Source organism: Stenotrophomonas sp. TWI1183, assembly GCF_039673115.1.
Lineage (GTDB): Bacteria > Pseudomonadota > Gammaproteobacteria > Xanthomonadales > Xanthomonadaceae > Stenotrophomonas > Stenotrophomonas maltophilia_AA.
In genome coordinates, this window is record NZ_JBDJKZ010000001.1 from 438,323 (window position 1) to 451,525 (window position 13,203).

The following is a 13,203-nucleotide window of genomic DNA, read 5'->3' on the forward strand; positions in this document are numbered from 1 at the left end:
CTGGGAGGAATTGGCTCCGCTACTGTTGTGGCTTGCCCGATCCGTCACACACAAAGCAATCCGGATCAAGGCCCCTGGCGATCTTGTCGGCACGCCTCTGGGCCTCCTCTGCCTGCCTTTTAGCCTCCCGCTGTGAAGGCGAAAGCAGGCGGACTGCGCCATAACGTGCTTCAGCCGCAGAGAGCAGTGCGCCCTGCTCCGGCGTCAGCACGAAGTCATCGCTTGAGGCGATGGAACGGTGGAGGTCCCACATCTGCTGTTCACTCATGTACTTCGTGCCATCCGGTTCGTAGAAGGAGTGCGAAACAACCTTTCCACCTTCATACGTGATGCGCTCGGAGAGCGTGCCGTCTTCCTTCCGACGGCCCTCCCAGACGCCGATCGGAATGCTGTTGGCGTACTGCCCCTTCGACCTGACCTGCCCGTTCAGATGGTAGCCAATTAGCTCGCCATTGAAGACGTTGTCTACGACATCCGCCTCGAGGGAAAGTTGCTCTGGGTTCTCCACGAAGTAGATCCTGACCCGACCACTCACCTTGCCCTTCGCCATCGGCAGGACAACCACCTTGGCACCAGCTGCATTGTGGAAAACAGTCTCCCCTTCGAGTCCCCCACCACTGAGCTGCCCCTCGTAGGCCACGGCCTGTGAATCACGGTATCGGCACACAAAGTGGTCCGCGAGAAGCCCTTCGTTGACGTCGACGTCGCACAGATACTGCATACCACTCAGTAGTGTCGACATGCTTGCCGGCTGAAACGTATTGAGGTTGCCTAGCACTGTTGTGAGTGCCCCAAGTTGTGGCTCCAATTTGCCGTGGGGCACATTCGTCACCAAGCCATCGAACGGCTCGTTAGAGCCAGCTTCGTAGATCGTCCCATTGCTCAGGTCGGCGTTGCGCCAATCCAGAACTGGCTTGCTGCATGCAGATAGAAACAACGCCCCCCCTAGGGCAGTCCATCGACTGATGCCTTTCATGAATCTCCTTTTTGTTCGCAGGTTTCGCTGATATCGATGCGCCGCCCAAGCGAGACATCGGCAGTTGATGTACGTATCCTCTATCTTGCAAATAGAGTCTGCCACACCAATAGAGGTTTCGTCATGATTCGGGCCACCCCCGCCTTTCGGTTGCCCTGTGCCCGATTCCTCGCCACGCGCCTTGTTCGCCGCCCGCCTCCTCCAGGCGCGGCAACTGCGTGGTCTGAGTCAGCGCGCGCTAGGGGATCGCATGGGCTTGGGTAAGGAAAAGGGCTCCTCGCGGATCAACCGCTACGAGCACCAAGTCACCGCGATCGGCTTCGACAACCTGGGCCTGCTGGCGCAGCTGTTGGACGTGCCCGCGGCCTACCTATTGGCCGACGATGCGGCGATGGCCGATGCGATCCTTGCTTTGGCCCACGCCGACGACACCCAGCGGGATGCCTTGGCCTCGCTGATCCCCGCACTGGTCGAGGACCCTGCCCTGCTTGCTAAGGTGGTGGAGCTGCTGCAATTGGCGCAGGGGCGACAAGCCAAAGGACTAAGAGCGCAGGCCGACGGAGACTGATCCGCACGTACGGTGCGATGCATCCACGGCGATCTGCCTGGCCCGTGTGGGCCGGGCGCTATGCTCATCCATCGTTTCGACCAGTTAAACCCATCCGCTATCCGCCATCGATACCGATTCGGCGGCGCTGACCACGAAATGGTCGAACAACCGGATATCCTAGTCAAAGCCCCCTTCGGTCGCACCGTGAGCGCACGGTCCGCTGCAGAGGATTCGGTGTTGCCACTGGGATGGTTGTGGGCCAGCAAGACGGCCGAAGCGTTCAACGCTAGAGCCCGTCGAACCGCGACGCATGGATGAACTTCCGCCCCATTCACCCTGCCGGAGAACAGTCGCTCCACTGCGATGAGCTGGTTCCGGGTGTTAAAGAAGGCGGATTCGAAATGCTCCCGCTCCTCGCTGCCTAACCGCAGTCGGAAGAACGCACCGCAAGTGGGCACCTCGCTCAAGAATGGTCCCGGTCCACGGACTCTCTGCTTGAGGATCCGTAGCGCCCGGCCGATGGTCCGGTCCTCACGTGCCCGGACAGCCCCAATGCAAGGAGCCGCCCGGGTACCAGTAGTTGCATGAGAGCGTGACCGGGCCTGCATCAGGCCACCAGCTTCATCACTTCGTCCCAAGCCCGCTGTTTGATCTGGGCCCCCGGTCCGAACCAAGCCGCTTCCCGACGATGGTCTTCCGTGCGCGCGCGGCGATGGTGGTCGATGAACTCGGTCACGCTGTTAAGCAGGCCCCAGGCCGTACCGCGGCTGGAGGCCATCAGAGCGCCACGACCGCCGCCCTCGTAAAGCGAGCGTACGCTGGCCATCGCCTGTTCGTTTACCACCGTAGCCTTTCCGTCCAGCCGACTGTAGGTCAGCACCCTACGCAGCAGCCCATCCGCCGAGTCCGGATCCACTGGACGTTCCACCAACGCCTTCACCCGGGCCACGAAACCGTCCCACGACGAGACGGTTATGCCCAGCTGACGCTTCACCGCATCCGGGTCGAAGTGGCTACGGTGTGGCACCTTGATGGCCCCGCTAGCATTGCCCAGCGCGATGGACAGGGTGTTGTTGCAGACCACCCGGACCGAGGTGAACTGCGCCGTGGTCGCCAGTGTGCCGTCACAGGCCGTGGCCAGCAGCAGGTAGCCATCCACCTTGTCGCGGCCCTTCAGCGTCGTGCTCTGGCCGGTGCGGGCCAGCGCCCAGAACTTGCGGCCCTCGCGCAGCACCCCGGCGCTCTCAAGCTCGAACCCGGCGTTGGCAGTCAGATCCCTGTAAAACTCCAGGATTTGGCCCGGCTGCACCACTTGGAAGCGCTTGGAGACCACCGACAGCGGCTTGCGGGTGTCGGAGCGGTACAGCACCTTCTGCTCAGGGTACGAATGGATAGCGCTAGTGGCATCGTTGCCAACGACATAGCGCACTTCCGCCTCCTCGATCTTCCAGTCCATGCCGGCTTGGCACTTCCAGGCATCAATGGGCTGCTGCGGTGCAAGCCGGCTCCCCAAGCCATGCCACGGCCTCTCGCCGGCGTACGCCATCGTTTCAACTAAATGCATCTCGTGCTCCTCGTTTATTGGCGGGACAAACGCATAAGGCCCGAGCAATGCCCGGGCCTTATGCGAGGTACCAAGTTGATCAGAAATCAGTCGAACGGCTCGACCATGCAGGAACATCTGCTGCAAACCGCGCTAGCCGTGCTCTTAATGATCCCCGCCAGAACAGCGGTGGCCACCGCCATAATGCAGTGGACCAACTCTACCCTGCTCCTCATCCTTCTCCGCTCCTGAAAATAGGCTACTGCGGCAGCGTCATGCCCGAAGCCAGTTCCTACCAGCTTCGAGGGGGTAGTATGTGTTTGAAATCTTGTTCAATCCTTGTGAAGCCGGCTCATTTCACTCCCCAGCTCGTTTACAGCCGGCGCCGGGGCGAACGCCGAGGCTGGCCAGACTTGGCACCGTCAGCCAATTGGGCAGCGTGTTGAATGGAACATCTAGCTCCCTCATAGCGTCAGGGCCGTTGGACTCTGCCACCGTGCCCGTCAGCCTCGAAGGACCGCAGGCGGCTGGCTGTGGCTCTGCGAAGGACAAGTAGTCCTCTCTAAGCAATATGCGTTCGGCAACGACACCTGCCGAAGAGCGATCGACCAAGGATGGCGCCTGGCCCCTTGGAATCACGCCAACCACCTCTATCGGTTCGGCGGGTCTAGCAAGCACCAGACTCTAGCCCCTTGTCATCGCCTCGATCTTCGACATCTGCATCCTTGGTAGCCCACCGAGCTGTAGAGAGTACCGCCGGCACTCTACAGGGATGGAAAGCGACCCGATAAGGGAAACACAGCAGTCGACACAAACTCAAAGAGGTCCGGGTCACTGCAGACAAGCGGCCATGCTCCAGCACACCCCAAATTAGGAGGGCTGCCCAGGTGTCGGCACAGGACCTTCCTTACTCAGACTAGATATCCGTGGCCGTCCTTTAGCATCCAAAGCAAGCCAACCTGCCGTGGCATACCAGATGGCACACCAGCGAGGCGGGAAATTAAAAAAGCCCATAAAATACAGGAACTTAGTTAATATGTCTGGCGGAGAGAGTGGGATTCGAACCCACGGAAGGAATGACCCTTCGCCGGTTTTCAAGACCGGTGCCTTAAACCGCTCGGCCATCTCTCCGTATCGGCAGCGCTTCCGCGCCCCGCGTGCCCAGGTCATTGCAACCCAGGCAACCGGTCGGGGCAGCGCCCCGTCCGGCATGGCTCCCCGGCTTTGGCCGGGGGTCGCATTCTCGCATTTCAGGTGGGATTTGCCCACCCGCCAGCGGTCGGGCTCAGCCCGCATCCACCGCCAACGCACCCAGCGCGCTGGCCTTGATCTTCTCCTTGGCCCGCTCGCACGCGCCACCGCAATCCAGGCGCGAGGCCTCCAGCTGCGGCGGCAAGTGCTCGGCCAGGAAGTCGATGAACACGCGCACCGCCGGCAGCAGGCCGCGGCGGGAGGCGAAGACGGCGTGGCAGATGCCCTGCGGCAGCGACCAGTCCGGCAGCACCACTTCCAGTTCGCCATTGCGCACGGCGTCGGCGCAGACGGTTTCCGGCAGCATGGTGATGCCGAACCCGTCCTTGACCATGCTCTGCAGCAGCGGGAAATCGAAACCGGCCACGCGCGGCTGCAGGTCCACGCGGCGTACCGCGCCTTCCGGGCCGTGCAGTTCCCAGCGCTGGCGGGCTTCGTCTTCGCTGATGCTCAGGGTGACGTGGTTGGTCAGCTCGTCCGGATCCTTCGGGCGGCCGGCGCGATCGAGGTACTTGGGGCTGGCGACCAGCAGTTCCTGCACCTGGCCGAAGCTGCGCATCACCAGGCTGCCATCGTCATCCAGGCGCGATCGCACGCGCAGGGCGACGTCGTAGCCTTCGTTGATGATGTCCACGCGGCGGTTGCTGATGTTCAGCTGCAGCCGCACCTTGGGATACTGCGCCAGGAAAATCGGCAGCAGCTTGGGCAGCTGCATCTGCGCGAGCGAGACCGGCACGCTGGCGCGGACGAGGCCCCGTGGCTCGGCACTGAGGCGGTCGACCACCTCACGCGCGGCCTGGGCCTCGGCGAGCATGGTCTGCGCGTGGCGATGCACGCTGGTGCCGACGTCGGTCACCGCGAAGCGGCGCGTGGAGCGCTGCAGCAGGCGGACGCCCAGGTCGGTTTCCAACTGGCTGATACGGCGGCTCAGGCGGGATTTGGGGATGCCGAGCGCGCGTTCTGCTGCGGCGAAGCCACCATGATCCACCACCATGGCGAAGTAGTAGAGGTCGTTGAGGTCTTGCATACCGAAGTTCCAGATATAGAACAATACGTGGTATTCAACCACCTTTATTCCAATCAAGCAACAACCTAACCTGTTCTCCGTCGGCGGCGTCTACCGCCCCTCCCCCAGAATCAGGTGATTGCCATGAAGCTTCTTCACATCGACGCCAGCGTGCTTGGCGAAAACTCGGTCTCCCGCCAGCTCTCCGCCGCCGTGGTCCAGCAGTGGCGCGACCAGGTCCCGGGCCTGGAGGTGAGCTACCGCGACCTCGACGCCCAGCCCGTTCCGCACCTGCGCAGCTCGTCCCTGGCCCAGTCCGACCCGGCCGAAGTGGCCGACGCCGAGCAGGTGCTGGAGCAGTTCCTGGCGGCCGACGTGGTTGTCATCGGCTCCCCAATGTACAACTTCAGCGTCGCCTCCACCCTCAAGGCGTGGATTGACCGCCTGGCCGTGGCCGGGCGCACCTTCAAGTACACCGAGAACGGCCCGGTGGGCCTGGCCGGCGGCAAGCGCGTGATCGTGGCCAGCAGCCGCGGCGGCCTGCACACCGGCGCCCCGACCGATTTCCAGGATCCGTACCTGCGCCAGGTCTTCGCCTTCTTCGGCATCGACAACGTCGAGTTCGTGCGGGCCGAGGGCATTGCCTACTCGCCGCAGCACCGCACCGATGCGATTGCCCAGGCCCTGGCGGCGCTGCCGCAGCCGGAAGAACTCGCCGCAGCCTGACCCACGCGCGACCCACACCGTTCCCTCCCCCTCGTCGTGACGGTGTGGGTGTGGCAGAGATGGCCCCTCCCGGGGCCATCTTTTTTTTGGACGCGGCTCCGCCTTTACTGGAGTTCGCAGTCCCGCGTCACCGGTGCGCCCAGGATCATGCCGTTGCCCATGCAGGCCGCACTCACAGCCTCGCCTTTGCTGAGCGCGCCGGCCGCCTCACTGGAGAGCCCCGAGATCATCACCTGTTCGACGCTTCCGGCCTTCAGCAGCACCTGCGGTTCATCCATCAGGTCGGTCTGGATCGTGGCTACTTCGCCGGTGATCAGCAGCGGCTTGCCCTTGTAGAGGACGTCGGCGGCGACCTCATTGGCCTCATAGTCCCGATAGAGCTGGCGCGCCGTGATCTCGACAGGCGCGGCGGGCGCGATGGCGATGTCCTGCTGGCTGCCCTTGTCCGCGTGGGCCTTGCCATCGAGGGCCGGCTGGCTGATCGCGCTGACGGCGCCGGCGAACACCACGACGCCCACGAGGTAGACCACCGGGGAGGCGACGAGGGACAGCAGGAGCTGGGCGATGCCCTTGCCTGCGCCGCCCTTGGCCATCGCCACGACGGCCAGGATGAAGGCCACCAGATTGAGCGGCCAACCGAGGAAGAGCCCAAGCCCCGGGAACGGGATCAGGAAACACAGCCAGGCGATGCCCAGCATCAGCCACGCGGCGATGCCGGCGGGATTGGAGGATGGGAGGGGTGCAGCCGCTGTATTCACCGGGCGTCCTGTGGAAGTAGAGGTCGGTGCCCAGCCTGTTCGCTGTGTGCCGCAGGAAATGGGCGTCGATCACACCGCCACGTGCGGGCCGTACCGGCCGCCACCGGATGCTCAATCCGCGAAGCCCTGTGCCTGCCGTCTCTGCGGCCCTCCACGCCGACTTCCGCCCACTCGGCCGTCCACTTCTCCTACATTTCATCAAGGCGCTTTCTGATCTGCCTCTCTTCCTTTCTGGAAGCCGCACCGATGACGCAATCAACGCTGCAGTGTCGCGGGAATGGCCGCTAAGCTGGGGGCCCTTTGCACACAGCTGATTCCGCATGGATTACCGCGTCATCCAGACCCACCGCAGTGAGTTCCCCCACCCGATCACCCTGCAGCCCGGCGACGCGCTGCAGGTCGGCGAGCGCTATCAGGGGCCCGAAGGCTGGGACAACTGGTATCTGTGCGAGACGCCTGGCCAGGCCGCAGGCTGGGTGCCGGCGCAGGTGATCGGCAGGAACGCGCAGGGCGATGCGATGGCGGCCGAGGCCTACTGTGCGCGCGAACTGGATGTCGACGTGGGCCAGCACGTGCGCGGTGAGCGCGTGCTCAACAGCTGGGTGTGGTGCGAGGTGGTCGGCGGCACGTCGTCTGGGTGGGTGCCGCTGGGGGTGCTGACGCCGATGACGGACGGGTAGAGCCACCCCATGGGTGGCTGCGGGTGATGCATGACCGGAACGGCAGCCACCCATCGGGTGGCTCTACCGGGGCACCAACAAAAAACCCGCCTTTCGGCGGGTTTTTTCATACGTCGCGACGCTTGGTCAGCCGATGACGTCCAGCCCGCCCATGTAGGGCTTCAACACGTCCGGCACGGTGATGCTGCCGTCGGCGTTCTGGTAGTTCTCCATCACCGCGATCATCGCGCGGCCGACGGCCACGCCGGAGCCGTTGAGCGTATGCAGCAGCTCGGGCTTGCTGGTCTCCGGGTTGCGCCAGCGGGCCTGCATGCGACGGGCCTGGAAATCACCGCAGTTGGAGCACGACGAGATCTCGCGGTAGGTGCCCTGCGAGGGCAGCCACACTTCCAGGTCATAGGTCTTGATGGCCGAGAAGCCCATGTCGCCGGTGCACAGCAGCACCTTGCGGTACGGCAGGCCGAGCTTTTCCAGCACGACTTCCGCGCAGCGGGTCATGCGCTGGTGCTCTTCATCGCTCTGTGCCGGGGTGCACGCGGCGACCAGTTCCACCTTCTCGAACTGGTGCTGGCGGATCATGCCGCGCACGTCGCGGCCACCGCTGCCGGCTTCGGCACGGAAGCACAGCGAATGGGCGGTCATGCGCAGCGGCAGGTGCTCGGCGTCGATGATCTCATCGCGCACGATATTGGTCAGCGGCACTTCCGAGGTCGGGATCAGGTAGCGCGTGGATTCGCCCACGGCGGTCTTGAACAGGTCGTCCTCGAACTTCGGCAGCTGGCTGGTGCCACGCAGCGACTCGGCATTGACCAGCGCGGGCACGTTGGTTTCTTCATAGCCATGCTCGCCGGTGTGCAGATCAAGCATGAACTGCGCCAGCGCGCGGTGCAGGCGCGCGATCGGGCCACGCAGCACGGTGAAGCGCGAGCCGGACAGCTTGGCGGCGGTCTCGCCATCCAGCCAGCGGTTGCGGGCGCCGAGCTCGACGTGATCCAGCACCGGGAAATCGAACGCACGCGGGGTGCCCCAGCGCTTCTGTTCGACATTCTCGGATTCATCCTGGCCGGCCGGTACATCCTCGGCCGGCAGGTTCGGGATGCCCAGCGCGATCGCTTCGATCTTCTCGCGCAGCGCATCCAGGGCCACTTCCGAGGCCTTCAGCTCATCGGCGAACGCGGCCACTTCGGCCATGATCGCCGAGACGTCCTCGCCCTTGGCCTTGGCCTGGCCGATGGCCTTGGAACGGCTGTTGCGCAGGCTCTGCAGCTCCTGGGTACGCACCTGGATGCGCTTGCGATCGGCCTCCAGCGACTCCAGCCCGGAGACATCCAGCTCGAAACCGCGCGAGGAGCGCAGGCGTTCGGCAAGGTCGGCGGGCTGTTGGCGGAGCAGGGCTGGATCGAGCATGGCGGCAGAGGGGTCGACGGGTACGGAGGGGGATTATCGCCTGTTATGCGTTTTTCTGCCGCCGGTTCATCCCGGGCGTGGCAGAATCGCGGTGATCCATACGGTATGCCCCATGTCTGCTTCCCGCTCGACTTCTGGCAAGAACATCACCTTCCAGCTGCCCCGCCGCAGCCTCCTGATCGCCGCGATCGCATTCGGCGCAGGCCTGCTGCTGTTCCTGGTGGTATGGCTGAGCAGCCGCAACAACGACTTCTACAAGGCCGACCCGGCCGCGCAGACCCCTGCGCAGGTGGCCGAGGTGGTGCCGCTGCCCGAGCCGCTGGCCGCCGCTGCCGGCTCCAGCGACATGCCCGATGCCAAGGCCCCGCCGGCCAACGAAGAGAAGCCGCAGCTGGTGGAGACCGCGCCGCCCCCGCCGCCGGCCGCGCCCGCTGCGCCCACCGCACCGGCAGCCCCGAACTCGATGGCACCGAGCGATCGTCCGCAGCCGATCGCCGACCAGTCGCCGCCACCGAGCTATCCGCCCGCTGCATTGCGCCGCGGTGACCGCGGCACCGTGGTGGTACGCGTGGATGTGGATGCCACGGGGTATCCCTCGGCGGTCACGTTGATCCAGCGCAGCGGTTCACGCGATCTTGACCGCGCGGCCTCCGACGCGGTGCGCCGCTGGCGCTTCCAGCCGGCGCAGAACAACGGCGTACCAGTGCCTGGCAGCCTGGAAGTGCCCTTCGACTTCACGCCGCAGTGATGCATCGCCGCGTTACGCGGCGATTTTGCAACGGCTCAGCAAACTGAACCTCGATGGGAATGCAGTCATCGCGTTGACGGTGCGCTGACACATCCGCAACCGGGTACGGGCAAGACTGCAGGTGTCACATCGACACCAGGAGTCAGCCATGAGTGTTACCCATGCCCCGGACATGCCCCGCTCGCCGCAGCATCAGCGCGACGTGATCGATGAGCCCCATAACCGCCGCACGTCGCCCTGGTTGTGGGTCGCGTTGATCGTGGCGATGTTCGCCGCCGCGCTGGTGTGGCTGCGCTATGCCACCCCCGGCGATACCAACGATGCACCGGTGGGCCAGCGTATGTTGCCGGCCACTGAAACCGCGCCAGTCGCCACGACGCCCGCCCCGGCTGCACGCCAGGCCGCGCCGACCGCCGATCAGCGCAGGGCGACGCCGGCCGTGCGCAACCGCGAGGCCCGTCCGCTGGCAAGCAACGTGAAGCCGGCCTACCCGCGTACTGCCCTGCGCAGCGGCGTGGAGGGCAGCGTGGTAGCCAGCCTCAACGTGGATACCCGCGGCCAGGTGACCGAAGCCAACATCGTGCAGCGCAGCGGCACGCGTGACCGCGACCTGGATCGCGCGGTGCTGACCACCGTGCGCGACTGGAAGTTCGAGCCGGCGATGCACAACGGCCGCGCCGTGGCCAGCGTGGTTCGCGTGCCGGTGGATTTCCGCACCGAGCGCTAAGCTGATGCGCTGAGGCGGGAACGAAAAGGGAGGCCAATGGCCTCCCTTTTTTGTTCTGCGAAGCACCGCGTCCGCGCGAGGTCAAGGTAGTGCCGGGCGCTGCCCGGCAACCACGCATACCCGACATCTGGACGCAGCAGCGGCAGAACCCGGCATTATCTCAACCGGCGCGAAGCCCAAAACCCGCGCCGGTCGCAAGTCCATCGAAATCCGGGAAGGACGTCGCCACGTTGGCGATGTCATTGACCCGCACTTCTCCGCTGCTGAGCTGGCCGGCAATCGCGAAGGCCATCGCGATGCGGTGGTCGCCGTGGCTTTCGATGGTGCCGCTGCCCAGCACCCCGCCACCGTGGATGGTCGCGCCGTCATCGGTTTCGTCCACCTGCACGCCCAGCGTGCGCAGGCCGGTCGCCATCGCGGCAAGACGATCCGACTCCTTGACCCGCAGTTCGGCCGCACCGCGCACCACGGTGTTGCCCTGCGCGGCGGCAGCAGCCACGAACAACGCCGGGAACTCGTCGATCATGTCCGGCACCAGCGCTTCGGGAATCTCGGCGCCGTGCAGCGGCGCATGCCGCACCACCAGATCAGCCACCGCTTCCCCACCCTGCTCGGCATGGTTCTCTTCGGTGATATCGGCCCCCATCAGCCGCAGCGCGGCCAGCAGGCCGGTGCGGCGCGGGTTGAGGCCCACCGCACGCAGGCGCAGCACGGAGCCTGGAATCACGCTCGCGGCCACCAGGAAGAACGCCGCCGAGGAGAAATCGGCCGGCACCACGATATCGGTCGGGCGCAGGCGCTGGCCGCCACGCAGGCGGGCCTTGCCCGGCGAGAACTCGATGTCCACGCCGAACGCGCGCAGCATGCGCTCGCTGTAATCGCGGGTCGGGTGCGGCTCGGTGACCGAGGTTTCGCCGTCGGCATAGAGACCGGCCAGCAGCACCGCGGATTTGACCTGCGCGCTCGCCACCGGGGAGGCGAATGCAATACCGCGCAGTGCTTGGCCACCGTGCACCCGCAGCGGCGGCGTGCCGTCGGCCTCGGTGTCGATCTTCGCGCCCATCTCGGCCAGCGGACCGGTCACGCGGCGCATCGGACGGCGCGACAGCGACTCATCGCCGACCATCACCGAATCGAAGGACTGTGCAGCCAGCAGGCCCGCCAGCAGGCGCATGCCGGTGCCGGCGTTGCCGCAGTCCAGCGGGGCGCTCGGCGCCTTCAGTCCATCCACGCCGACGCCATGCACGACGCGCTGCGAGGGCGACGGGGTGTCGATGCGCACGCCCATCTGCGCGAAGATCGCCGCCGTGGCGCGGGTGTCTTCGCCTTCCAGGAAACCGTCAATGCGCGAGACGCCATCGGCCAGCGCGGCGAACATCACCGAACGGTGCGAGACGGACTTGTCGCCGGGAATGGTCAGGCTGCCCTGCAGGGGCTGGCCCTTGTGGGCGATCCAGTACGAAGATGCGGTCATCGGAGATCCTATGGGGCGGGCCGCCGCGGCGGCGATGCAACGGAGTGCGGGAGGGGCCGCAGCGCCCAGAGGGGCGCCGGACCGGGCGCAGCGCGCGAAGCGACTGCGCCGTTCGGATCAGGGCACGGCGACCGGATAGGAGCCGAGGATCTTGATCTGTGCCGAGTGGGCTTTCAGTTCGGCCAGGGCCGCCTGCATCGCCTCGTCCTCGACATGGCCAGCCAGATCGATGAAGAAGCCGTATTCCCACTTGGCGTTGTGCGATGGACGCGACTCGATCCGGTTCATGCTGATGCCATGCCGCGCGAACGGACTGAGCACGTCGAACAGCGCACCGGGCTTGTCGTGGATGAACACCAGCACCGAGGTGCGGTCGTGGCCGGAGGTCGGGAAGATGTTGCGGCCGATGACCAGGAAGCGCGTGGTGTTGTCCGCGTCGTTCTGGATCGGCTTGGTCACTACCTTCTTCAGGCCGTACACATGCCCGGCGCTCTCGCCACCGATGGCGGCGGCATCTTCGGCATTGCGGGCGCGGCGCGCGCCCTCGGCGTTGCTGGAGACCGGAATCTTCTCGGCCTTCGGCAGATTGGCGCGCAGCCACGAAGAGGTCTGCATGAACGACTGCGGGTGGCCGTAGACGCGCTCGACATCCTCCAGCCGGCCACTGCGCGACATCAGATACTGCTGCACGCGCAGCTCCACTTCACCGCAGATCTTCAGGTTGGAGGTCAGGAACATGTCCAGCGTGATCTGGATCGTGCCCTGCCCCGAGTTTTCCACCGGCACCACGCCGAAATCGGCGTTGCCTGCTTCCACTTCCTGGAAGACTTCTTCGATGCTGGCCAGCGGCAGGCCCAGCGCGGAGCGGCCGAAATGCTTGAGCACCGCCTGCTGGCTGAAGGTGCCTTCCGGGCCGAGGTAACCGATCTTCAGCGGTTCCTGCTGGGCCAGGCAGGCGGACATGATTTCCCGGTAGACGTGGACCAGCACTTCATCGCTGAGCGGGCCTTCGTTGCGGTCCACCACCATGCGCAGCACCTGCGCTTCGCGCTCGGGGCGGTAGTAGTCCACTGCGGCGGCGAGCTTGCCCTTGGCCTTGCCGACCTGGTGGGCGAAGTTGGCGCGTTCGGCGATCAGCGCCTGGATGCTGCGGTCGATATGGTCGATCTTGGCGCGCACGTCCGACAGCACGGGCGCGGCAACGGCCGGCGCAGCATCGCGCTTGGCGGCCTTGGCCTTCTTCTTCGCGGGTGCAGCCGACGTGGACGTGCTCGGCGCCGGCGTGGCGGCCTTGGGCTTGGCGGGTTTGGTGGCCATCTGGGGGTTCCGGTGCAGTGGGGCGGCGAGCGCCCCGGGG

12 protein-coding genes, 1 tRNA gene and 1 pseudogene are annotated in these 13,203 nt (G+C 65.4%); 5 read left to right on the forward strand and 9 right to left on the reverse strand.

What is annotated here, in order from left to right; all coding sequences use genetic code 11:
- Nucleotides 1-19: 19 nt before the first annotated feature.
- A complete protein-coding gene (locus ABE434_RS02075) occupies nucleotides 20-976 on the reverse strand; it encodes a hypothetical protein (RefSeq protein ID WP_346477633.1) in 957 nt (318 codons plus the stop codon).
- Nucleotides 977-1,157: 181 nt separating this feature from the next.
- On the opposite strand from ABE434_RS02075, the gene ABE434_RS02080 reads away from it, so the two are divergent.
- Nucleotides 1,158-1,544, forward strand: a complete 387-nt coding sequence (locus ABE434_RS02080; protein ID WP_346477696.1) for a helix-turn-helix transcriptional regulator — start codon at nucleotides 1,158-1,160, stop codon at nucleotides 1,542-1,544.
- A gap of 224 nt (nucleotides 1,545-1,768) precedes the next feature.
- Here ABE434_RS02080 and ABE434_RS02085 read toward each other — a convergent pair.
- The 4 genes and pseudogenes from ABE434_RS02085 to ABE434_RS02100 all read right to left on the reverse strand — a co-directional run.
- Nucleotides 1,769-2,134 (reverse strand): annotated as a pseudogene (locus ABE434_RS02085) (JAB domain-containing protein); the annotation flags it as partial.
- Nucleotides 2,134-3,090, reverse strand: coding sequence for a DUF932 domain-containing protein (locus ABE434_RS02090; protein WP_346477697.1), 957 nt, complete (start codon nucleotides 3,088-3,090; stop codon nucleotides 2,134-2,136). The gene ABE434_RS02090 and the pseudogene ABE434_RS02085, both read right to left, overlap by 1 nt.
- A gap of 1,020 nt (nucleotides 3,091-4,110) precedes the next feature.
- Nucleotides 4,111-4,200 (reverse strand) — tRNA-Ser (locus tag ABE434_RS02095).
- Nucleotides 4,201-4,354: 154 nt separating this feature from the next.
- A complete protein-coding gene (locus ABE434_RS02100; RefSeq protein WP_019184298.1) occupies nucleotides 4,355-5,347 on the reverse strand; it encodes a LysR substrate-binding domain-containing protein in 993 nt (330 codons plus the stop codon).
- A 123-nt stretch (nucleotides 5,348-5,470) separates the two neighbouring features.
- Between ABE434_RS02100 and ABE434_RS02105 the strand changes: the two genes are divergently transcribed.
- Nucleotides 5,471-6,052: an NAD(P)H-dependent oxidoreductase gene (locus ABE434_RS02105; protein ID WP_319206945.1), complete on the forward strand. Its 582-nt coding sequence runs from the start codon at nucleotides 5,471-5,473 to the stop codon at nucleotides 6,050-6,052.
- 104 nt (nucleotides 6,053-6,156) lie between these two features.
- Here ABE434_RS02105 and ABE434_RS02110 read toward each other — a convergent pair whose 3' ends face one another.
- Nucleotides 6,157-6,750, reverse strand: a complete 594-nt coding sequence (locus tag ABE434_RS02110; RefSeq protein WP_346477634.1) for a hypothetical protein — start codon at nucleotides 6,748-6,750, stop codon at nucleotides 6,157-6,159.
- 380 nt (nucleotides 6,751-7,130) lie between these two features.
- Between ABE434_RS02110 and ABE434_RS02115 the strand changes: the two genes are divergently transcribed.
- The gene (locus ABE434_RS02115) at nucleotides 7,131-7,490 is read left to right on the forward strand and encodes an SH3 domain-containing protein (RefSeq protein ID WP_346477635.1); all 360 of its coding nucleotides are present in this window, start codon (nucleotides 7,131-7,133) and stop codon (nucleotides 7,488-7,490) included.
- Between the two features lie 126 nt (nucleotides 7,491-7,616).
- Here the strand turns inward: ABE434_RS02115 and serS are convergent, their stop codons facing one another.
- The gene (serS, locus tag ABE434_RS02120) at nucleotides 7,617-8,897 is read right to left on the reverse strand and encodes a serine--tRNA ligase (RefSeq protein WP_346477636.1); all 1,281 of its coding nucleotides are present in this window, start codon (nucleotides 8,895-8,897) and stop codon (nucleotides 7,617-7,619) included.
- A gap of 112 nt (nucleotides 8,898-9,009) precedes the next feature.
- Between serS and ABE434_RS02125 the strand changes: the two genes are divergently transcribed.
- Both ABE434_RS02125 and ABE434_RS02130 read left to right on the forward strand, forming a co-directional pair.
- The gene (locus ABE434_RS02125) at nucleotides 9,010-9,645 is read left to right on the forward strand and encodes a TonB family protein (RefSeq protein WP_346477637.1); all 636 of its coding nucleotides are present in this window, start codon (nucleotides 9,010-9,012) and stop codon (nucleotides 9,643-9,645) included.
- 148 nt (nucleotides 9,646-9,793) lie between these two features.
- Nucleotides 9,794-10,372 carry an energy transducer TonB gene (locus ABE434_RS02130; protein ID WP_346477638.1) on the forward strand — a complete coding sequence of 193 codons (579 nt, stop codon included), beginning with the start codon at nucleotides 9,794-9,796 and terminating at the stop codon, nucleotides 10,370-10,372.
- A 160-nt stretch (nucleotides 10,373-10,532) separates the two neighbouring features.
- Here ABE434_RS02130 and aroA read toward each other — a convergent pair whose 3' ends face one another.
- Both aroA and pheA read right to left on the reverse strand, forming a co-directional pair.
- The gene (gene aroA, locus ABE434_RS02135; protein WP_346477639.1) at nucleotides 10,533-11,846 is read right to left on the reverse strand and encodes a 3-phosphoshikimate 1-carboxyvinyltransferase; all 1,314 of its coding nucleotides are present in this window, start codon (nucleotides 11,844-11,846) and stop codon (nucleotides 10,533-10,535) included.
- Nucleotides 11,847-11,963: 117 nt separating this feature from the next.
- On the reverse strand, nucleotides 11,964-13,163 hold the full coding sequence (gene pheA / locus ABE434_RS02140; RefSeq protein WP_176988514.1) for a prephenate dehydratase: 1,200 nt from the start codon (nucleotides 13,161-13,163) through the stop codon (nucleotides 11,964-11,966).
- Between the last annotated feature and the right edge of the window lie 40 nt (nucleotides 13,164-13,203).

Coding starts and splice junctions, on each gene's coding strand:
- pheA (WP_176988514.1), bottom strand. CDS start 13,163: ATGGCCACCAAACCCGCCAAGCCCAAGGCCGCCACGCCGGCGCCGAGC.
- ABE434_RS02090 (WP_346477697.1), bottom strand. CDS start 3,090: ATGCATTTAGTTGAAACGATGGCGTACGCCGGCGAGAGGCCGTGGCAT.
- serS (WP_346477636.1), bottom strand. CDS start 8,897: ATGCTCGATCCAGCCCTGCTCCGCCAACAGCCCGCCGACCTTGCCGAA.
- ABE434_RS02100 (WP_019184298.1), bottom strand. CDS start 5,347: ATGCAAGACCTCAACGACCTCTACTACTTCGCCATGGTGGTGGATCAT.
- aroA (WP_346477639.1), bottom strand. CDS start 11,846: ATGACCGCATCTTCGTACTGGATCGCCCACAAGGGCCAGCCCCTGCAG.
- ABE434_RS02115 (WP_346477635.1), top strand. CDS start 7,131: ATGGATTACCGCGTCATCCAGACCCACCGCAGTGAGTTCCCCCACCCG.
- ABE434_RS02075 (WP_346477633.1), bottom strand. CDS start 976: ATGAAAGGCATCAGTCGATGGACTGCCCTAGGGGGGGCGTTGTTTCTA.
- ABE434_RS02110 (WP_346477634.1), bottom strand. CDS start 6,750: ATGCTGGGCATCGCCTGGCTGTGTTTCCTGATCCCGTTCCCGGGGCTT.
- ABE434_RS02125 (WP_346477637.1), top strand. CDS start 9,010: ATGTCTGCTTCCCGCTCGACTTCTGGCAAGAACATCACCTTCCAGCTG.
- ABE434_RS02105 (WP_319206945.1), top strand. CDS start 5,471: ATGAAGCTTCTTCACATCGACGCCAGCGTGCTTGGCGAAAACTCGGTC.
- ABE434_RS02130 (WP_346477638.1), top strand. CDS start 9,794: ATGAGTGTTACCCATGCCCCGGACATGCCCCGCTCGCCGCAGCATCAG.